This is a genomic window from Paraburkholderia ultramafica, from assembly GCF_902859915.1.
GTDB lineage: Bacteria > Pseudomonadota > Gammaproteobacteria > Burkholderiales > Burkholderiaceae > Paraburkholderia > Paraburkholderia ultramafica.
The window spans coordinates 149,128-168,115 of the sequence record NZ_CADIKK010000013.1 but is presented as its reverse complement, the minus strand read 5'-3'; the positions used below and the strand labels follow the sequence as shown (position 1 = coordinate 168,115).

At 65.0% G+C, this 18,988-nt stretch carries 15 protein-coding genes; 7 read left to right on the top strand and 8 right to left on the bottom strand.

All coding sequences use genetic code 11. From position 1 onward, the window contains the following. Window positions 1–12: 12 nt before the first annotated feature. Entirely contained in the window at window positions 13–432 is a 420-nt protein-coding gene (locus HV744_RS15875; protein ID WP_175150431.1) for a PaaI family thioesterase, read from the bottom strand. Window positions 433–640: 208 nt separating this feature from the next. Here HV744_RS15875 and HV744_RS15870 point away from each other — a divergent pair, with 208 nt between their 5' ends. Continuing rightward, window positions 641–1,279: a ParA family protein gene (locus HV744_RS15870; protein WP_175150430.1), complete on the top strand. Its 639-nt coding sequence runs from the start codon at window positions 641–643 to the stop codon at window positions 1,277–1,279. A 151-nt stretch (window positions 1,280–1,430) separates the two neighbouring features. Here the strand turns inward: HV744_RS15870 and panD are convergent, their stop codons facing one another. From panD to HV744_RS38005, 5 genes are all read right to left on the bottom strand, one after another. Further along, window positions 1,431–1,817 carry an aspartate 1-decarboxylase gene (panD, locus tag HV744_RS15865; protein WP_175150429.1) on the bottom strand — a complete coding sequence of 129 codons (387 nt, stop codon included), beginning with the start codon at window positions 1,815–1,817 and terminating at the stop codon, window positions 1,431–1,433. 42 nt (window positions 1,818–1,859) lie between these two features. Beyond that, a complete protein-coding gene (gene panC / locus HV744_RS15860; RefSeq protein ID WP_175150428.1) occupies window positions 1,860–2,693 on the bottom strand; it encodes a pantoate--beta-alanine ligase in 834 nt (277 codons plus the stop codon). A 208-nt stretch (window positions 2,694–2,901) separates the two neighbouring features. Beyond that, entirely contained in the window at window positions 2,902–3,777 is an 876-nt protein-coding gene (locus tag HV744_RS15855; protein ID WP_175150427.1) for a segregation and condensation protein A, read from the bottom strand. Window positions 3,778–3,781: 4 nt separating this feature from the next. Next, window positions 3,782–3,967 carry a DUF3460 family protein gene (locus HV744_RS15850; RefSeq protein WP_175150426.1) on the bottom strand — a complete coding sequence of 62 codons (186 nt, stop codon included), beginning with the start codon at window positions 3,965–3,967 and terminating at the stop codon, window positions 3,782–3,784. Between the two features lie 75 nt (window positions 3,968–4,042). Further along, entirely contained in the window at window positions 4,043–4,168 is a 126-nt protein-coding gene (locus tag HV744_RS38005; protein WP_281363649.1) for a hypothetical protein, read from the bottom strand. A 23-nt stretch (window positions 4,169–4,191) separates the two neighbouring features. Between HV744_RS38005 and HV744_RS15845 the strand changes: the two genes are divergently transcribed. Both HV744_RS15845 and HV744_RS15840 read left to right on the top strand, forming a co-directional pair. Further along, window positions 4,192–6,027: an autotransporter assembly complex protein TamA gene (locus tag HV744_RS15845; RefSeq protein ID WP_175150425.1), complete on the top strand. Its 1,836-nt coding sequence runs from the start codon at window positions 4,192–4,194 to the stop codon at window positions 6,025–6,027. A 28-nt stretch (window positions 6,028–6,055) separates the two neighbouring features. Next, window positions 6,056–10,363 (top strand): translocation/assembly module TamB domain-containing protein, encoded by a 4,308-nt coding sequence (locus HV744_RS15840; RefSeq protein WP_175150424.1) that lies wholly within the window; start codon window positions 6,056–6,058, stop codon window positions 10,361–10,363. A 140-nt stretch (window positions 10,364–10,503) separates the two neighbouring features. Here HV744_RS15840 and metG read toward each other — a convergent pair whose 3' ends face one another. Both metG and HV744_RS15830 read right to left on the bottom strand, forming a co-directional pair. Beyond that, on the bottom strand, window positions 10,504–12,639 hold the full coding sequence (gene metG / locus HV744_RS15835; protein ID WP_175150423.1) for a methionine--tRNA ligase: 2,136 nt from the start codon (window positions 12,637–12,639) through the stop codon (window positions 10,504–10,506). 366 nt (window positions 12,640–13,005) lie between these two features. Then, window positions 13,006–13,659, bottom strand: coding sequence for a YiaD family glycine zipper/OmpA-like lipoprotein (locus HV744_RS15830; protein WP_175150422.1), 654 nt, complete (start codon window positions 13,657–13,659; stop codon window positions 13,006–13,008). A gap of 344 nt (window positions 13,660–14,003) precedes the next feature. On the opposite strand from HV744_RS15830, the gene apbC reads away from it, so the two are divergent. From apbC to HV744_RS15810, 4 genes are all read left to right on the top strand, one after another. Next, complete coding sequence (apbC, locus tag HV744_RS15825) at window positions 14,004–15,092, top strand: iron-sulfur cluster carrier protein ApbC (RefSeq protein ID WP_175150421.1); 1,089 nt, start codon at window positions 14,004–14,006, stop codon at window positions 15,090–15,092. Between the two features lie 120 nt (window positions 15,093–15,212). After that, window positions 15,213–15,746, top strand: coding sequence for a superoxide dismutase family protein (locus tag HV744_RS15820; protein ID WP_175150420.1), 534 nt, complete (start codon window positions 15,213–15,215; stop codon window positions 15,744–15,746). Between the two features lie 298 nt (window positions 15,747–16,044). Next, window positions 16,045–16,614, top strand: a complete 570-nt coding sequence (gene dcd, locus HV744_RS15815) for a dCTP deaminase (protein ID WP_175150419.1) — start codon at window positions 16,045–16,047, stop codon at window positions 16,612–16,614. Between the two features lie 87 nt (window positions 16,615–16,701). Then, window positions 16,702–18,987: an arginine/lysine/ornithine decarboxylase gene (locus HV744_RS15810; protein WP_175150418.1), complete on the top strand. Its 2,286-nt coding sequence runs from the start codon at window positions 16,702–16,704 to the stop codon at window positions 18,985–18,987. Window position 18,988 lies beyond the last annotated feature (1 nt).

Here is an 18,988-nt window from a genome sequence, read left to right as displayed (position 1 = left end):
CGCCCCATCCGCTCAATACAACACCATCTGCGTGCAGCGAAACAGGGCCATCGTCTTGCCGTTCGGGTCGGTGACGGTGGCGTCCCACACCTGCGTGCTGCGCCCCAGATGCACACTCTTGGCGACCGCGCGGATCGTGCCTTCGGTCGCCGTGCCGAGAAAATTGCTTTTCAGCTCGATGGTCGTGAAATTGCGCGCCGTCTCCGGCAGATGCGCAAGGCACGCATAGCCACAGGCGGTATCGGCGAGACCGATCACAGTGGCGGCGTGCAAAAAGCCGTTCGGCGCGAGCAATTCGCCGCGCACGGTCAATTCCGCGGTCAGAACGCCTTGTTCCAGCGACAGCACATGCACGCCCAGCAAGCCCGGCAGCTTGCCCTGCTGGCGTTCGTGGAGGCGTTCGATGGAGTATTCCGGGCGCAGTTCGCTCATGAGATTCGGTCCTTGATTGAAAAAAAACAGCAGGGTGGAGCGGCCGATTAGCCGTCGGGGGCTTCGCCGCGGTGCATTTGTCGATATTATCAACGGCTGGATCGACGGGTGATCCCGAAAAAGTACGGATCGGAACCCGCCGGCGCAACTCACAGTAATAGCGCGGCAAACCGGCTGGCGGCGCCCAGCCTTCTTTGCGGGAGAATTCATGACGGTGATCGTGGTGGCGAATCCGAAGGGCGGCGTGGGCAAGAGCACGCTTTCGACCAATCTGGCCGGCTATTTCGCCGCAGCTGGCGAATGGGTCGCGCTGGCGGACCTGGACAAGCAGCACTCCGCGCACGCGTGGCTGGCGCTGCGGCCCGACACGCTGCCGGCCATCGAAAGCTGGGAAGTCAGCCCGGACTCGCCGGCCAAACCGCCCAGGGGCCTGGAGCATGCGGTCGTCGATACGCCGGCCGGGCTGCACGGCAATCGTCTGAGCATCGCGCTGGATCTGGCCGACAAGGTGATCGTGCCACTCCAGCCGTCGCTGTTCGATATTCTCGCCACCCAGGAATTTCTCGAACGGCTGGCGAAGGAAAAAGCGGTCAGGAAAGGCGCGATCGAAATCGGCGTGGTCGGTATGCGCGTCGATGCGCGCACGCGCTCGGCGGAGCAGCTGCATCGCTTTGTCGAGGGATTGAAGCTGCCGGTGCTGGGCTATCTGCGCGACACGCAGAACTACGTGCAACTGGCGGCCCACGGCCTGACCTTGTGGGACGTCGCGAAAAGCCGCGTGGAGAAGGATCTGGAGCAGTGGCAGCCGATCGTCGAATGGACGAACGGGGCTGGCGACAAGGCTTGAGGCGGGGACGGCAGACGGCTGTGGCCGCCCGCCAGGAGGGCGCTTGCGCGGCGAGCGCGTGAACAACGCACCGCGAGCGTGTCATTGAACGCGTAAAGCGCCTGTAGAGCGAGCGTGCAAAGCCAACAAAAAAAACGAACGGCAGGACCGCTCAGGTGCAGTTCTGCGTCGGCACGTGATCGCGGCTGCCCTTGATCCGGTTGTGGTCGTCGACGAACACCAGGTCCGGCTTCCAGCCCGCCTTCAGCTCCGCTTCATCGACCACCGCGAACGCCGCGATGATCACCAGATCGCCCAGCTGCGCGCGCCGCGCAGCCGAGCCGTTCAGCGAAATCATGCCGCTGCCGCGTTCGCCCTTGATCGCGTAGGTCGAGAAGCGCTCGCCGTTATTGATGTTCCAGATGTCGATCCGTTCGTTTTCGACGATGTTGGCTGCTTCCAGCAAATCTTCGTCGATCGCGCACGAGCCTTCATAGTGCAGCTCGCAGTGCGTGACCGCGACGCGGTGAATCTTCGACTTCAGCATGTTGCGTTGCATGACCAATCCTGTAGGGCTTCAGTTGCGGCTTCGGTTGCGGCTTCAGATTTCGAGGTTGTCGATCAGACGGGTCGCGCCGAGTTTGGCGGCGGCCAGTACGACCAGTTGCGCATTCGCGTCCTGCGCGCCGGGCGGCAGCAGGTTCGAGCGCTTGCGCACCGCGATGTAGTCGGGCTGCCAGCCGCGCGCGGCCAACGCCGCCATGGCCGCCTGTTCGAGTTTTGCGAAGTCGCGCTCGCCGGACAACACCGCGTCGCGCACGCGATTGAGCTCGGCGGCGAGCATCGGCGCCTCGGCGCGCTCGGCGGGCTGCAGATAGCGGTTGCGCGAGCTGAGCGCGAGGCCGTCGGCGTCACGCACGGTTTCGGCGGCGATGATGTCGGTCGGCACCGCGAACTGGTGGCACATGCTGCGCACGATCATCAGCTGCTGGTAATCCTTCTTGCCGAACACCGCGACGCGCGGCTGCACGCACGACATCAGCTTCATCACCACGGTGCACACGCCTTGGAAGAAACCCGGCCGGAATTCGCCTTCGAGGATGTCGCCCAGATCGTGCGGCGGATGCACGCGGTACTCCTGCGGCTCCGGATACAGATCCTTTTCGGTCGGCGCGAACAGCACGTAGACGCCTTCCTTTTGCAGCTTGTCGATGTCGGCTTCGAGCGTGCGCGGGTATTTGTCGAAATCCTCGTTCGGACCGAACTGCAGACGGTTGACGAAAATGCTCGCCACCACCGGGTCGCCGTGCTGGCGCGCGAGGCGCATCAGTGACAGATGACCCTCGTGCAGGTTGCCCATGGTCGGCACAAAGGCCGTGCGATTCTGGCCGCGCAACTGGTCGCGCAATTCATGGATCGAGCTGATGACTTTCATGATCGGACAGGGATTTCCTCGCGCGGCGCGCGACTCGGTTGGCGCAAGACTTCAGGGAAGCGCGCGGGCCGCCGCCTCATTTGCGATGACGGGTTTGGAGCGCGGGATTGTAGTGGATTTGCGCGCGGGGTGCACCGAAACGAGGCAACTCGTGCGGCCACCCCGCGCGGCGCCCGCCGTCGCGTCGGCGCGTGCGCTGTCGACGGCCTCAGGCCGGCAAATAGGCGAGGCGCACATAGATCGGTGCGAACGGCTCGGCCTGGGTGATTTCGACGAGCGACTCGCGGCACAGTTCGAGCACGGCGATGAAATTGACCACCACGACCGGCACGCCCTTGCTCGTGTCGAACAGGTCGGAGAACTCGATGAAGCGCGCGTTTTGCAGTTGCCGCAGGATCGAGCTCATATGCTCGCGCACCGACAGCTCCTCGCGCGAAATCTTGTGATGCTGGACCAGCTTGGCGCGCTTGATCACGTCGGCCCACGCGGCGCGCAGGTCTTCGCTGTTCACATCGGGAAAGCGCGGCGTGATGCTTTGCTCGATGTAGACCTCGGCGCGCAGGAAGTCGCGCCCGAGTTGCGGCAACTGGTCGATGCGCTGCGCGGCGAGCTTCATCTGCTCGTATTCGAGCAGGCGGCGCACCAGTTCGGCGCGCGGATCTTCGGCTTCTTCGCCGCTGTCGGCCTTCTTCACCGGCAGCAGCATGCGCGACTTGATCTCGATCAGCATCGCGGCCATCAGCAGATATTCGGACGCGAGTTCGAGATTGGTCTGGCGCAACTGGTCGACGTAACCGAGGTATTGCACGGTGACGTCCGCCATCGGGATGTCGAGCACGTTGAAGTTCTGCTTGCGGATCAGATACAGCAGCAGATCCAGCGGTCCTTCGAACGTTTCGAGAAACACCTCGAGCGCGTCTGGCGGAATGTACAGATCCGTCGGCAGCTTGAAGAGCGGTTCGCCGTACAGGCGTGCAAACGCAATGCCGTCGACGGTGTCGGGTGTCGAATCGGTGGCGGGCGCAGCAAGCGCGGCGTCGGCGGGGGCCGGCGCCGGGCCGTGTACCTCGTCGGCGTGACTCACGCGCTTAGAAATTTTGATAGTACGAGTAAGGCGTCTGTTCTACGCGCGAGGCTCGCTGCTCGGCGCGCTCTTCCAGATCGATCGGCTGTTTGTCCCACAGCAGCGCGCGGCCGCGGCGTTGCTCGGCTTCCAGATTGGGCTTCTGTTGCTTGAGCTGGTTCAGGAACTGGGTGATGTCCGATTGATACATGGCTCGACGTCCGTGGTGGGTGAGGTGGCGGTTGCCCGGCAGGGACCTGGGGCGCAGCGCCGTTGTTCCGGAATTTTACCGCATGCGCCGCGCGCGGTCGAAAAACGGCGACAGCGGCTTTTTAGAGATCTCGCGGCCCCCGCCGATGTGGTCAAATAGCATGCCCCGGCCGCCGCCGCGCGCCCGGGCGAAAGAATTCATCAACCACGGCTCGGAGGTCCTGTTTGGCGGGATGTGCGATCGACAAGCCGCGTCTGCGGCGCGGCAATGCCGGTTCGGGGCGTGGACGTCTGACGCCTGTGCGGCACTGGCTGCGCGCATGGCTCGCGTTCGGGATCGTCATGCTGACGCTGGCTGCCGGCGACGCACACGCCGCGCGCGCGTCGGCCAGCTACAAGGTTGACATCATCGCCACGCCGCGTTCGCTGCGCAAGCTGCTCGAACAGCATCTGGATATTGCCCGCTTCGCCAAACGCCCCGACATCAGCGACGACCAGTTCGCGTTCCTGATCACCGCCACTCCGCAGCAGGTGCGCGACCTGGCCGCGACGCAGGGCTATTTCACGGCGGTCGTGCGCACCGACGTGCGCACCGTCGACGATACGAGACGCGTCACGGTGAGCGTCGATCCCGGCCCGCAAACCATCGTCACGTCGGTTTCGTTGTCGTTTCGCGGCGCGGTGCTCACCGAAGACCTGGAGCAGGAAAACGCCACGCGCTTCGCGTTTTCGCTGCACGAGGGCGACCCGTTCTCACAGGGCGGCTGGGACGACGCGAAGAACGCGTCGCTGAGAGTCTTGCAGTCGCGCCGCTACCTGGCCGCGAAGATCTATCACTCCGAGGCGCGGATCGATCCGCGCACGCATGAGGCGGAACTGTCGGTCACCTACGAAAGCGGGCCGACCTTCACGATGGGCCAGCTCGACGTATCGGGCACGCGGCGTTATCCGGAACGGATCGTCCACAACGTCAATCCGATTTCGCCCGGCGATATCTACGACACGCGCCGCGTCGCCGAATTGCAGCGGCAGTTGCAGAACACGCCGTATTTCGCGAGCGTCGCGATCGACCTGGACAACGACCCGGCCAAGCCGATCGACACGCCGATCCACGTGAAGGTCTCGGAGTTTCCGTACCACGGTTTCCGCGGCGGGGTGGGCTACTCGACCGACAACGGCCCGTTGGTGCAGGGCTCGTACACGTATCTGAACACGTTCGGCGCGGCGTGGCCGTTCACCGTCGAGGGCCGCGCCGACAAGACCCAGCAATACGGGCAAATCCAGCTGTCGATGCCGCCGGGGCCGCGCGCGTGGACCAATAGCGTGTTGGCGTCCTACACCACCACCGACGTTTCGGACACGCGCATCTACAGCATTCGCGGCGGCGTGCAGCGCTCTCGTACCTCGCAGTTCCTCGACTACAACTACTCGCTGCTGTACTACCAGGACCGGCTCGACCAGAATGCGGCGCCGCCGACCACGGCCCACGCGCTGGTGCCGGGATGGTCGTGGACCCGGCGCGATACCGACGATCCGCTGTTCCCGCGCAGGGGCAACCTGGTCCACGTCGAGGCGGGCTTCGCGATCAAGGGCGTGCTGACCGACCAGACCTTCATCCGCGGCTACGCGCGCGGCCAGCAGTACCTGCCGATCGGCAGGGACGACATCGTGCTGATCCGTGCCGAACTTGGCGGCGTGTTCACGAGCGGCAATTCGAGCGGTGTGCCGGCTTCGCTGCTGTTCCGCGCGGGCGGTTCGAACTCGGTGCGAGGCTATGGCTTCCAGAGCATCGGTAACGACGTCGCCGGTTCGGTGCTGCCCACCAAATATCTCGTGACGGCGGCGGCCGAGTACCAGCACTGGTTCTCGCACAATTGGGGCGCGGCCGCGTTCTTCGACATCGGCACCGCCACCGATACCTGGGGCGAAAAAGTTTTCTTCCCCGGCGTCGGCGTGGGAGCGCGCTGGCGCAGCCCGGTCGGTCCGGTCAATGTCGATATCGCTTACGGCATCCGCAACAACAGCGTGCGGCCCTATCTGACGCTGGGCATCGCCTTCTGATGAACACCTGCTTTTACCTGATCCGCGCATGACCACGGACGTCGCCGACCAACCTCCCGTGCAGCCGCCCGGCGCCAATCCGCCCGGACAGCCGCCGCCCGAAGCGCCGCGCCCCAGGCGCCGGCTCGGCCGCGTGCTGCTGAAGGCATTGGTCTCGACGGTAATCGTGCTGGTGCTGCTGCTCGCGTTGGCGGTCGGCCTGCTGTACGGCACGCTGACCACCGAGCGCGGCACCGCCTATGCGTGGCAGGCGGCGGTCAGGCTGCTGGGCGGCAGGCTGGGCGGCACGCTGGAGAGCGGCACGCTCGCCAACGGCGTGCAACTGCGGCACGTGCGCTGGCGCAGTCTCGACGGCAGCGGCACCGATATCCAGATCGACCGCGTCGCGGGCCGCTGGGCGCTCGCACGCGAGCCGTGGCGCTTCACGATCGACTATCTGCACGTCGGCACGATCGACGCGCGGATCGGCGCGTCGGCGTCGAGCAGCAGCGAACCGCTGAAGCTGCCGCAAGACCTGCGCTTGCCGATGCAGCTCGAGGTCCGCGACGTTCAGGTCAACAAACTGTTGCTGCACCAGGGCGCGTCGACCACCGAGCTGTCGCGCTTCGCTTTTCATGGACGCAGCGACGGACGTCATCACGAGGCCGCGATCGAGCGGCTCGATACGCCGTTCGGCGCGGTGACCGCATCGGCCAGGCTCGACGGCATGCGGCCGTTTCCGCTCACCGGCGAGGTCGGCTATGCGGGCAAGGTCAACAACGAGGCGGTCGAGGTGGGCGGCCATCTGAGCGGCTCGCTCGAGGAGCTTGTCGCCGAACTCGATGCCACCGGCATGAAGCTCGCCGGCCATGCGCGGGTCGAGGCCACGCCGTTCGCCGCCGTGCCCTTGCAGCGCGCGACGCTGACCTTCGATCACGTCAATCCGCAGGCTTTCGCGCCCGGCGCGCCGCTGGCCGATCTGGCCGTGCGCGCGGAGTTGCAGCCGGTCGGGCAGGAGGGGACGGGGGCGGTCGAGTTGGGGGCCAGCGTCGCGCAGCCTTCCGTCGCCGGCCACGCCAAACACGGCGCCACTCCCGGCGCCGCTGGAAAAACCGCCGCAGCCTTCGCGGTCGCCGGACACGTGTCGATCGTCAACGCCAAACCCGGTGCGATCGACCAGAACCTGCTGCCGCTGATCGACGCCAACGCCGACGTGCGGCTCGACGCCCAGGCACAGCACATCTCGAACCTGAACGTGCGGATCGTGAGAAACGCGACGATCACCGGCGGCGGCGCGTTGACAGGCCGGCGCGGCCAGTTCGATCTGCGCGTCGCGGGACTCGACCTGAACGCGCTGCAAGCGACGGTGCGGCCCACGCAGCTGTCCGGCTCCATCGGCATCCGCTTGAACGACGACATCCAGAGCCTCACGCTCGACCTCGCCGACCCGCCCGCGGCGCTGCGCGCGCAAGGCAAGGTGACGTTCGATCCCGCCCGGATGAGCTTCAACGACGTGCGCATCACGTCGGGCCGCGGCCGCATCGATCTGTCCGGCGCGCTCAAGCACGACGCCAATTCCACCTACAACCTGAAAGCGCAACTGACCGATTTCGACCCGTTGACGCTGGCTTCGCAGATGCCGTCGCGCACGCCGGTGGCTGGGCCGGCGCCCGCGTCGAACAGCGCGCAGCGCGCGCGGACCGGCCAGGCCGCGCAGACCGTGGCCCAGGCGGGCAGCACCGCCGGCGCGAAAAGCGCGGCACCGGGCGATCAGGCCGCCGCGATCGCGAAAAACACCGCCAAAGCCGCGGTGCAGACCGAGGTGATCGAGCGCAAAACGCCGCCGGCGCGTGGCGCCGCACGCGCCGCGCCTGCCGCCCGCAAAATCGAAGCGCGTGTAAACGGCACGCTCATCGCGGCCGGCATGCTCGGCCCGGTCTTCACCACCAAGGCCGAATTCAAGCTGGGCCCGAGCGTCTACGACAACCTGCCGCTGACCGGCGGCGGCACGATCCAGGTGGCCGGCTCGCGGATTCTGCCGAGCCGCGCGAATCTGTCGGTGGTGGGCAATCAGGTGGATTTGCAGGGCAGCTTCGGCGCGAGCGGCGACCGGCTGCGGTTTCGCGTCGATGCGCCGCAACTCGAGCGGCTCGGTTTCGGCCTCGCGGGCTTGATCGCCGCTGATGGTGATGTCACCGGCTCGTTCGCGCACCCGAACGTCGTGCTGAGCTACAAGGCCGACAGTGTGGTGTTCGGCAGCAACCATGTCGGCCATGCGGAAGGCCACGCCGAACTGCGCGACGGCGCGAACTGCGCGCTCGCCTTCACCACCGACGCGCGCAATCTCAGCGCGGGCGGCGTCGATCTGGCGACGCTCACGGCGCGCCTGTCCGGCACGCGCGCCAATCACACGCTGGAGGCTGCGGCCACCGGCAAGCTGCAAGACCGTCCGCTCGATCTGACGCTCGCCGCCAACGGCAAGCTGACCGAAGCGCGCGACGGCACGCGCTGGGACGGCACCGTGACGCGCTTGCAGAACCGCGGCACGCCGGCGTTGAATCTCGAAGCGCCGCTCGCCGTGAGCGCCGCGCCGAGCCGGCTGACGCTCGGCGCGACACGGCTGACGCTCGAAGGCGCGGTGCTGAGCCTGAAATCGTTCGCGTTCGATCACGGCAGGATCCAGTCGACCGGCAGCTTGACTGACATTTCACTCACGCGTTTGCAGGAGTTGCGGCACGAGATCACCGGCGAACCGCCGCACGTCAAAACCGATCTGGTGTTCGACGGCGACTGGGACTTCTCGCTCGGCGCGACGGCGAGCGGCCACATCCAGTTGCGGCGGCGCGGCGGCGACGTCACGGTTGAAATTGGACGCGGGCTTGCGTCGATGGGTATCGCCGATATCAGCGCGCGCGCCGAATTCAGCGGCGGCAACCGGCTCAACGCGACGCTGCACGCGCAGGCCAGCCGGCTCGGCGTGATCGACGCCGACGCGCATACCACGCTGGTGATGCGCGACGGCCTGCTGACTTTCAACGAGGAGGGCGCGTTGTCCGGCAGCGTGAACGCCAATGTGCCGTCGCTGAGAACGACCGGCGGGCTGTTCGGTCCGAGCTATCTGCTCGACGGGCATCTCGCGCTCAAACTCGCGCTCGGCGGCACGGTCGCCAAGCCGGGCTTGACCGGCTCGCTGGTCGGCGACGGTCTGTCCGCGACGATGGTCGACCAGGGCGTGCAGTTGAAGGACGGCGTGGTGCATATCGCGCTGTCGCAGAATCTGGTGGACTTCCAGCAGGTCGAGTTTCATGGCGCGAGCGGCACGCTGAGCGCCAAAGGGCGCGTGCGTCTGGACGGCACGGAGCCGGATCTGACCGCGAGCATCGTCGCGGACAAGCTCGAACTATTCGCGTCGCCGGATCGCAATCTGTCGCTGTCGGGCAGCGCGAGCGTGTCGAACGGCGGCGAGCAGCGCGGGATGGCGATCAACGGCAAATTCGTGGTCGATCACGCGTTGTTCGATCTGCCGGAGCAGGCCGCGCCGAGGCTCGGCGACGACGTGGTGATCGTGCGCCCGGACGGCACCACGTCGGGCGGGCGGCCACGGCCGGTGGCGGGCGGCAACCAGCCGGTCGGAGCGTTCGCGCCGCGTGCCAATATCGACATCAGCCTCGGCAATAATTTTCGCTTCCGCGGACAGGGCGCCGATCTCGGCCTGACCGGCACGATCACCGCGACGAGCGCGCCGAACACGCCGCTGCGCGCGGTCGGCAACGTGCGTGTCACGCCGGGGTCGACCTACACCGCGTTCGGCCGCAAGCTGACTATCGAAAACGGCTACTTCACGTTCAACGGCCCGGTGGCCAATCCCGGCATCAACATTCTGGCAATGCGCCGCAACCAGCAGGTCGAGGCGGGCGTGCAGGTGACCGGCACGGTTCAGTTGCCGGTGGCGAGGCTGGTGTCGGAGCCGAACGTGCCGGATAACGAAAAGCTCTCGTGGCTGCTGTTCGGTCACGGCACGGATCAGGGCAACAACCTTGGCCAGCAAAGCACGATGACGACGGCGCTCGCGCTGCTCGGCAGCGCGACCGGCCAGCGGATCGCGCAGACCGTCGGACTCGACGAGTTTTCGATCGGCCGAAGCGAGGTCGGGCTGACCGATCCGCAGGTGGTGATGGTGTCGAAGGCGATCAACGAGTGGCTCGTGATCGGCTACGAGCAAGGGTTGCAGTCGGCGAGCAACGCGATCAAGGCGACCATCAACCTGACGCGCTACTGGTCGCTCGTGGCCTACGGCGGCACGTTCTACGGGGCCGATGTGCTGTACACGCGGCGCTTCGACCGGATCAAGTGGTGATGCGCCGGATGCGGGCGCCTGCATGGTCCCCTTAGCGAAAACACGCGCCCCAAAAAAAACGGCACGCCGTTCAAAGCGTGCCGTTTTTTTGTGCGGGCCCGCAGCGCAAGACGCTGCGAGCGACGCCACGCGCGTTCGCGTTACTTCACGCGCATACCCGGCTTCGCGCCGCTGTCCGGTTCGAGCACGTACAGGCCCGGTTCGGCTTTCTCGTCGGTCGCCGATGCGGCCAGCACCATCCCTTCGGACATGCCGAACTTCATCTTGCGCGGCGCGAGGTTCGCGACCATTACCGTCAGCTTGCCGACCAGCTGCTCCGGCTGATACGCCGACTTGATGCCGGAGAACACGTTGCGGGTTGTCTCCTCGCCGACGTCGAGCGTGAGTTGCAGCAGCTTGTCCGAGCCTTCCACCGCCTTGCAGTCGACGATCTTCGCAATGCGCAAATCGATCTTCGCGAAGTCGTCGATCGAGATCACGCCGGGGGTTTCGTCCTTGTCAGCAGCGGCAGCTTTTGCGGCCTTCGACCTGGTCTTCGCGTCGGCCGGCGCCGCCGCTTCCGGCGTAGCTTGCAGCGAATCGCGATTGGCCGCGAGCAGCGCTTCGATCTGCTTCGGATCGACACGCGTCATCAAGTGCTTGTACGCGTTGATCGGGCGGCTGGAGCTCAGCGGCACGTTGGCGTCGGCCCAAAGCAGCGGTTCGACGCCGAGGAACGCTTCGACCGCTTCGGCCAGCTTCGGCAGCACCGGCTTGAGCGCCAGCGACAGCAGGCGGAACGCCTCGATGCTCACACTGCAGGTTTCATGCAGCGCGACCGCGTTCGCCGGGTCTTTCGCCTGATCCCACGGCTTGGCGGTGTCGACGTACGCGTTGACCGCGTCGGCCAGTTCCATGGTGTGACGCAGCGCGCGGTTGTACTCGCGGGCTTCGTAGTTCGCGGCGATCTGCGGCACGGCGGCGCGCAGCGTGGCGAGCAGCGGATGTTGCATCGCGCTGTCCTGCACGCAGCCGTCGAAGCGCTTGATCAGGAAACCCGCCGCGCGGCTCGCGATGTTCACGTACTTGCCGACCAGATCGCTGTTCACGCGCGCCTGGAAGTCGTCGAGGTTCAGGTCGAGGTCTTCCATCGTACTGTTCAGCTTGGCCGCGAAGTAGTAGCGCAGCCATTCTGGATTCAGGCCGGTGTCGATCACGCTTTGCGCGGTGATGAAGGTGCCGCGCGACTTCGACATCTTCGCGCCGTCCACGGTCAAAAAGCCGTGCGCGAACACGTTGGTCGGCGTGCGGTGGCCCGAGAATTCGAGCATGGCCGGCCAGAACAGCGTATGGAAATACAGGATGTCCTTGCCGATGAAGTGATACTGCTCGGCCTTCGAGCCCGGGTGAACCCACGCGTCGAAGTCGAGGCCGCGCTGTTCGGCGAGGTTCTTGAAGCTCGCGTAGTAGCCGACCGGCGCATCCAGCCACACGTAGAAATATTTGCCCGGCGCGCCCGGGATTTCGAAGCCGAAATAGGGCGCGTCGCGCGAAATGTCCCAGTCGGCGAGCTTGGCTTCGCCCGCGTCGCCGAGCCACTCGCGCATCTTGTTGGTGGCTTCCGGCTGCGCCAGGCCGCCCACCCACGCGCGCAGGAAATTCTCGCAGCGCGGATCGGACAGGCGGAAAAAGTAGTGCGTCGAGGTCTTGCGAATCGGCGTGGCGCCCGAGACGACCGAGTACGGATTGACCAGTTCGGTGGGCAGATAGGTCGAACCGCATACTTCGCAGCTGTCGCCGTACTGGTCTTTCGCGCCGCATTTCGGGCATTCGCCCTTGATGAACCGGTCCGGCAGGAACATTTCCTTGACCGGGTCATACGCCTGTTCGATCTCGCGCGCCTCGATCAGGCCCGCTTCATTGAGCGCCAGATAGACGTTTTCGCTGAGAACGCGGTTCTCTTCGGAATCGGTCGAGTAGTAGTTGTCGAACGAAATCCCGAAGCTGTCGAAATCGCGCTTGTGTTCCTGCCAGACGCGGTCGATCAGCTGCTTCGGCGTGAGACCTTCTTTTTCCGCGCGCAGCATGACCGGCGTGCCGTGCGTGTCGTCGGCGCCCACGTAGTAGACCTCGTGCCCGTGCATTCGCAACGTCCGGACCCAGATGTCCGTCTGGATATATTCGACCAGGTGGCCAATATGGATTTGCCCGTTCGCATACGGAAGGGCCGACGTGACGAGAATCTGGCGACGGCCTGACGCCGCGCCTGCGGAGAGATCGGTTGCGGGTGCTGACATAAGGATGGTGGGAGCCTGCGGTGGGACGAAAGGTTGATTCTAGCAGGGCGGGCGCCCGGCGCGGGGTGGGCCGCGTGGGCGCGCAGCCGGGTTGTCGCGAAGCGCGAGGGTGCGAGAACAGCGCGAAAACCGGGCGCCCAAAAAAAACCGGGGTGATTAAACCCCGGAGCAACAACGACAAGAGGAGAATGGTGACGCGGCGGCTTCGCCAGCCACGTACCGTAAAGAGAGACCACGAATTTTCGGCAGAGTTCGAAATTTTTTCGTCCTCGTGCGAGTTTTTCTTTCCTCCGCTTTTTACGTCGAGCCGGTCGCCGGTGGTGAAACCCCGGCGACCGCCTGCGTCACTCCCCTGAAGCCTTGTGCTTATTGCGTTGCGTGCTGGGCCGTGGCGCGCAGATAGATTTCCACCCGACGGTTTGCCGCACGGCCGGCTTCAGTGTTGTTGTCGGCGATCGGCTGGTTCGGGCCCATGCCTTGTGCCGACAGGCGTTGCGGCGCGATGCCGCGTTGCGCCAGGAAGCCCGTCACGCTCTCCGCGCGATTGACCGACAGCGTCTGGTTGTAGGCCTGCGAGCCCGTGCTGTCGGTGTGGCCGACCACTTGGGCGATCACTTCGGGATTCTCCTGCAGGGTTTTCGCCAACTCGTCCAGCACCGGTGCGAACGACGGCTTGATCGCGTAGCTGCTGGTGTCGAACGTGACCGAGCTCGGAATGTTCAGCTTGAGCGAGCCGTCCGGCTGCTCGGTGATCTGCGTGCCGGTGCCCTTGGTGGCGCCCGACATGTGGTTGCGAATGTTTTGCCAGTTGTAGCCGGTGATGCCGCCCACCGCCGCGCCGACGCCCGCGCCGATCGCCGCGCCCTTGCCGCCGCCGAAGATCGCGCCCAGCGCCGCGCCGGTGCCGGCGCCCACGCCCGTGCCGACGGCGGTGTTAGTGCCCTGTTGAGTGGCGCAGCCTGCCAGCAAGGAGCCGGCAACGGCAAAGACGGCCAGGCGAGTCATGTTTTTTGCATTCATTTTCGATTCCTCTTCCAGTGAAGCGAATAAACCAACGGATAGCGATCAATCTATCTAATCAGACCTGCACTACAGCAGTGCAGCAGAGCACACGAAATAGGGAAATCCTACGCCCTTCTCCGCTCCGGTCCGACAGCGAAGAAGGGTCTTCCGGCAGCGCACGGCGCCAGACACTACAATAATGGCTGAAGCACGCAGTGATGCGACCCCATGGCGCTCCGCCTGCCCGAAGGGTGCCCGGCACGCCTGGTTTTCGCAATCCTGCCTAACAATTTCTTTCAAATTCCGGCGCGTGGCCGAAACTTCGAATCCACCGCACCGGACGTGTTCCCCACGGAGTGTCAATGAGTATCGATCGGGCTTTGGTCGACGCTGCCCTCGCAGCCGTCACTGACCCCAACACCGGCTTGCCGTACGCGGCCGCCAGGAACATCAAGAACGTGGCCGTGGAGGGTGACACCGTTAGCCTCCAGGTGGTGCTCGGCTATCCGGCCATGCGCCAGTTCGAAGCGATCCGCACGCAGTTCGCCGACGCGCTGCGAGCGGTGCCGGGCGTCGCGAACGCGCGTGTCGAGGTGTCGCAGCAAATCGCCGCGCATACCGTGCAGCGCGGCGTGAAACTCCTGCCAAACGTCAAGAATATCGTAGCGGTGGCATCGGGCAAGGGCGGCGTCGGCAAGAGCACGACCGCCGTCAACCTGGCGCTCGCGCTGGCGAGTGAAGGCGCGTCGGTCGGCGTGCTCGACGCGGACATCTACGGCCCGTCGCTGCCGATGATGCTTGGCATCGTCGGCCGTCCCGAGTCGCCCGACGACAAGTCGATGAACCCGATGACCGGCCACGGCCTGCAGGCCAACTCGATCGGCTTCCTGATCGAACAGGACAACCCGATGGTGTGGCGCGGCCCGATGGCCACCTCCGCGCTCGAACAGCTGCTGCGCCAGACCAACTGGCAGGACCTCGACTACCTGATCGTCGACATGCCGCCGGGCACCGGCGACATTCAGCTGACCTTGTCGCAGCGCGTGCCGGTGACGGGCGCGGTGATCGTCACGACGCCGCAGGATATCGCGCTGCTCGACGCGAAGAAGGGGCTCAAGATGTTCGAGAAGGTTGGCATTCCGATCCTCGGCATCGTCGAGAACATGGGCATGCACATCTGCTCGAACTGCGGCCATGCAGAACATATTTTCGGCGCCGGCGGCGGCGAGCGGATGGGCAAGGAGTACGGCGTCGATGTGCTCGGCAGCCTGCCGCTCGACATCGCGATCCGCGAGCAGGCCGACTCGGGCAATCCCACCGTCGTGGCGGACCCGAATGGGCGTATCGCGGAGATCTACCGGTCGATCGCGCGCAAGGTGGCGATCCATATCGCCGAGCGGGCTCGCGACATGACGTCGAAGTTTCCCACCATCGTCGTGCAGAACACCTGAGCGGCCGTTCGGACAAGGGGCCAAGGCGTCTGTTTGCGCCTGGTCTCGCGGTATCATGTCGACTTCACAGGTTCGGCTCGGCGGCCGCAGGGGCGGCCGCCAGGCCGGCAAGAGGATCGCATGGGAAAACGAATCGACGGGCAGGCGGTGCATGCGTTCATCGTCCTGACTGCCAGCTGCGTGCTGTTAAGCGGCTGCAGCGCGTTCCTGAGACCACAGGAAAAGCGCGCCGACGCGCAGTTGCTGCCCACCGTGGGCAATCAGGCGCGCGGCCTCGTGACGTTTATCGAGCGCTCGGACGGCGTGCAGGTCACCTACAATCTCGCGGGCTTGCCACCCAATAGCGACCACGCGCTGCAAATCCATGAGCGGGGCGACTGCAACGCCGCCGACGGCTCCAGCGCGGGCCAGGTCTTCTCGCCGGCAGCCGAACGTCTGAAAGCGGGCGCGCGGGCCGAAGGCGATCTCGCCAACATTCATGCGGACGCGAACGGCGTGGCCACCGGCTTCATCGTCGCGCCGGACGTTTCGCTCGACGGGATCCGCTCGGTGTTGCAGCGCGCGGTGGTGCTGCATCATGACGCGACCGATCCGTACGCCTATCCGCAGCATGGCGCGGGCCCCGCGATCGCATGCGGCGTGATTCGCCAGTGAGCGGCGCACGCGCCGGGTTCGAAGTCCTCGTTCGACGCTCGTTGCGAGCGCTTCCAATGTCGCCTGCGGCAGCATTCTCGTGATCGCGTAAAATAAGCGCCTTCCGTTGGGGGGCCGGCAGGAACCCGCAGTCGAACGCCCGGCCCGAGGTCGCGGCATGGCCCGTTGCAGCGGCGTGCCGCGAGGGCCGCTGGCCGAAGGCACTGCGAAGTCAGCGCCCCGATTACCCGAAGTTGCCCGGCACCGCCGGGTTGTTATCCGTCACACACCTGTCATTCACGTCGAGCAGCGTTCACCTATGACCATCAAATCCGACAAGTGGATCCGGCGCATGGCCAAGTCGCACAACATGATCGAGCCGTTTGCGCCCGATCAGGTTCGCGTCTCCGAAGACGGCCGGAAGATTGTCAGCTACGGCACGTCGAGCTATGGCTACGACATCCGCTGCGCCGACGAATTCAAGATCTTCACGAACATCAACTCGACCATCGTCGATCCGAAGAACTTCGACGAGAAGTCGTTTGTCGACTTCAAGGGCGACGTCTGCATCATCCCGCCGAATTCGTTCGCGCTCGCGCGCACGGTCGAGTATTTCCGCATTCCGCGCAGCGTGCTGACCGTGTGTCTGGGCAAGTCGACGTACGCGCGTTGCGGGATCATCGTCAACGTGACGCCGTTCGAGCCGGAATGGGAAGGGCACGTCACGCTCGAATTCTCGAATACGACACCTTTGCCTGCGAAAATTTACGCGAACGAAGGCGTCGCCCAGGTGCTGTTTTTCGAAAGCGACGAGATTTGTGAAACGTCGTACGCGGATCGCGGCGGCAAATATCAAGGTCAGCACGGCGTCACGTTGCCCAAGACGTGACGTCGGCAGCGCACTGACCCACCGGATACACAGGGTGACCGCTGCAATGTTCAGAGTGCAGCGGTCGTTCTTTTTGGAGAATCGTCCATGAAGTTTCGTTTTCCCGTCGTCATCATCGACGAAGATTTCCGCTCCGAGAACATCTCGGGTTCCGGCATCCGGGCTTTGGCCGAAGCGATCGAGAAAGAAGGCGCGGAAGTGCTCGGGTTGACGAGCTACGGCGATCTGACCTCGTTCGCGCAGCAGTCGAGCCGCGCCTCGTGCTTCATCCTGTCGATCGACGACGACGAACTGCTGCCGTATGTCGATAACGTGGTGGTGGAAGGCGAGACGCCGGAGCTGGCGGCCGCGATCGTCGCGTTGCGCGCGTTCGTGAACGAAGTGCGCCGCCGCAACGCGGACATCCCGATCTTCCTGTACGGCGAAACGCGCACCTCGCGCCACTTGCCGAACGACATCCTGCGCGAGCTGCACGGCTTCATCCACATGTTCGAGGACACGCCGGAGTTCGTCGCGCGCCACATCATCCGCGAGACCAAGGTGTATCTGGATTCGCTCGCGCCGCCGTTCTTCAAGGAACTGGTGCAGTACGCGGACGAAGGCTCGTACTCGTGGCACTGCCCGGGACACTCGGGCGGCGTCGCGTTCCTGAAGAGCCCGCTCGGCCAGATGTTCCATCAGTTCTTCGGCGAGAACATGCTGCGCGCCGACGTCTGCAACGCGGTCGACGAACTCGGCCAGTTGCTCGACCACACGGGTCCGGTGGCGGCCTCCGAGCGCAACGCCGCGCGCATCTTCAGCGCCGACCACGTGTTCTTCGTGACCAACGGCACGTCGACGTCGAACAAGATCGTCTGGCACGGCACGGTCGCGCCGGGCGACATCGTGCTGGTGGACCGCAACTGCCACAAGTCGATCCTGCACGCGATCACGATGACCGGCGCGATTCCGGTGTTCCTCACGCCGACGCGCAACAACTTCGGCATCATCGGCCCGATTCCGCGCAGCGAGTTCGAACCGGAAAACATCCGCAAGAAGATCGAGGCGAATCCGTTCGCGCGTGAAGCGCTCGCGAAGAACCCGAACCTGAAGCCACGCATTCTGACGATCACGCAGAGCACGTACGACGGCGTGATCTACAACGTCGAGATGATCAAGGAGATGCTGGGCGACTGGCTCGACACGCTGCACTTCGACGAAGCCTGGTTGCCGCACGCGGAATTCCACGAGTTCTATCAGGACATGCACGCGATCGGCGCGGGCCGTCCGCGCATCGGCGCGATGGTGTTCGCGACGCACTCCACGCACAAACTGCTGGCCGGCATTTCGCAAGCCTCGCAGATCGTCGTGCAGGATTCGAAGAACAGCCGCTTCGACAAGCATCGCTTTAACGAAGCCTACCTGATGCACACGTCCACCAGCCCGCAGTACGCGATCATCGCGTCGTGCGACGTGGCCGCGGCGATGATGGAAGCGCCGGGCGGCACGGCATTGGTTGAAGAGTCGATCGCCGAAGCGCTCGACTTCCGCCGCGCGATGAGCAAGGTCGACGCGGAATACGGCGACGACTGGTTCTTCAAGGTGTGGGGCCCGGACCAGTTCGCCGAGGAAGGCATCGGCTCGCGCGAAGACTGGATGCTGCGCCCGAACGATCCGTGGCACGGTTTCGGCCCGCTCGCCGAAGGCTTCAACATGCTCGACCCGATCAAGGCGACCATCGTCACGCCGGGTCTGGACATGGACGGCGGCTTCGGTGAGTCCGGCATTCCGGCCGCGATCGTCACGAAGTACCTGGCCGAGCACGGCATCATCGTCGAGAAGACCGGGCTGTATTCGTTCTTCATCATGTTCACGATCGGCATCACCAAGGGCCGCTGGAACTCGATGGTCACCGAGCTGCAGCAGTTCAAGGATGACTACGATAACAACCAGCCGCTGTGGCGCGTGCTGCCCGAGTTCGTCTCGCATCATCCGATGTACGAGCGGGTCGGCCTGCGCGATCTGTGTGAGCAGATTCATAGCGTCTACCGCGCGAACGACATCGCGCGCCTGACGACCGAGATGTACCTGTCGAGCATGGAGCCGGCGATGAAGCCGTCCGACGCGTTCGCCAAGCTCGCGCACCGCGAGATCGACCGGGTACCGATCGACGAACTCGAAGGCCGCGTCACGTCGATCCTGTTGACGCCGTATCCGCCGGGCATTCCGCTGCTGATTCCGGGCGAGCGCTTCAACAAGACCATCGTCAACTACCTGCGTTTCGCGCGCGAATTCAACGAGCGCTTCCCGGGTTTCCACACGGACATCCACGGGCTGGTCGGCGAAATGATCAACGGGCGCATCGAGTACTTCGTCGATTGCGTTCGCGGCTGAC

Bases quoted from the DNA above. Each gene is read 5' to 3' on its own strand.
- dcd (WP_175150419.1), top strand. From the start codon at position 16,045: ATGACCATCAAATCCGACAAGTGGATCCGGCGCATGGCCAAGTCGCAC.
- HV744_RS15870 (WP_175150430.1), top strand. From the start codon at position 641: ATGACGGTGATCGTGGTGGCGAATCCGAAGGGCGGCGTGGGCAAGAGC.
- HV744_RS15850 (WP_175150426.1), bottom strand. From the start codon at position 3,967: ATGTATCAATCGGACATCACCCAGTTCCTGAACCAGCTCAAGCAACAG.
- panC (WP_175150428.1), bottom strand. From the start codon at position 2,693: ATGAAAGTCATCAGCTCGATCCATGAATTGCGCGACCAGTTGCGCGGC.
- HV744_RS15830 (WP_175150422.1), bottom strand. From the start codon at position 13,659: ATGAATGCAAAAAACATGACTCGCCTGGCCGTCTTTGCCGTTGCCGGC.
- panD (WP_175150429.1), bottom strand. From the start codon at position 1,817: ATGCAACGCAACATGCTGAAGTCGAAGATTCACCGCGTCGCGGTCACG.
- HV744_RS15810 (WP_175150418.1), top strand. From the start codon at position 16,702: ATGAAGTTTCGTTTTCCCGTCGTCATCATCGACGAAGATTTCCGCTCC.
- HV744_RS15875 (WP_175150431.1), bottom strand. From the start codon at position 432: ATGAGCGAACTGCGCCCGGAATACTCCATCGAACGCCTCCACGAACGC.
- metG (WP_175150423.1), bottom strand. From the start codon at position 12,639: ATGTCAGCACCCGCAACCGATCTCTCCGCAGGCGCGGCGTCAGGCCGT.
- HV744_RS15840 (WP_175150424.1), top strand. From the start codon at position 6,056: ATGACCACGGACGTCGCCGACCAACCTCCCGTGCAGCCGCCCGGCGCC.
- HV744_RS38005 (WP_281363649.1), bottom strand. From the start codon at position 4,168: ATGAATTCTTTCGCCCGGGCGCGCGGCGGCGGCCGGGGCATGCTATTT.
- apbC (WP_175150421.1), top strand. From the start codon at position 14,004: ATGAGTATCGATCGGGCTTTGGTCGACGCTGCCCTCGCAGCCGTCACT.
- HV744_RS15820 (WP_175150420.1), top strand. From the start codon at position 15,213: ATGGGAAAACGAATCGACGGGCAGGCGGTGCATGCGTTCATCGTCCTG.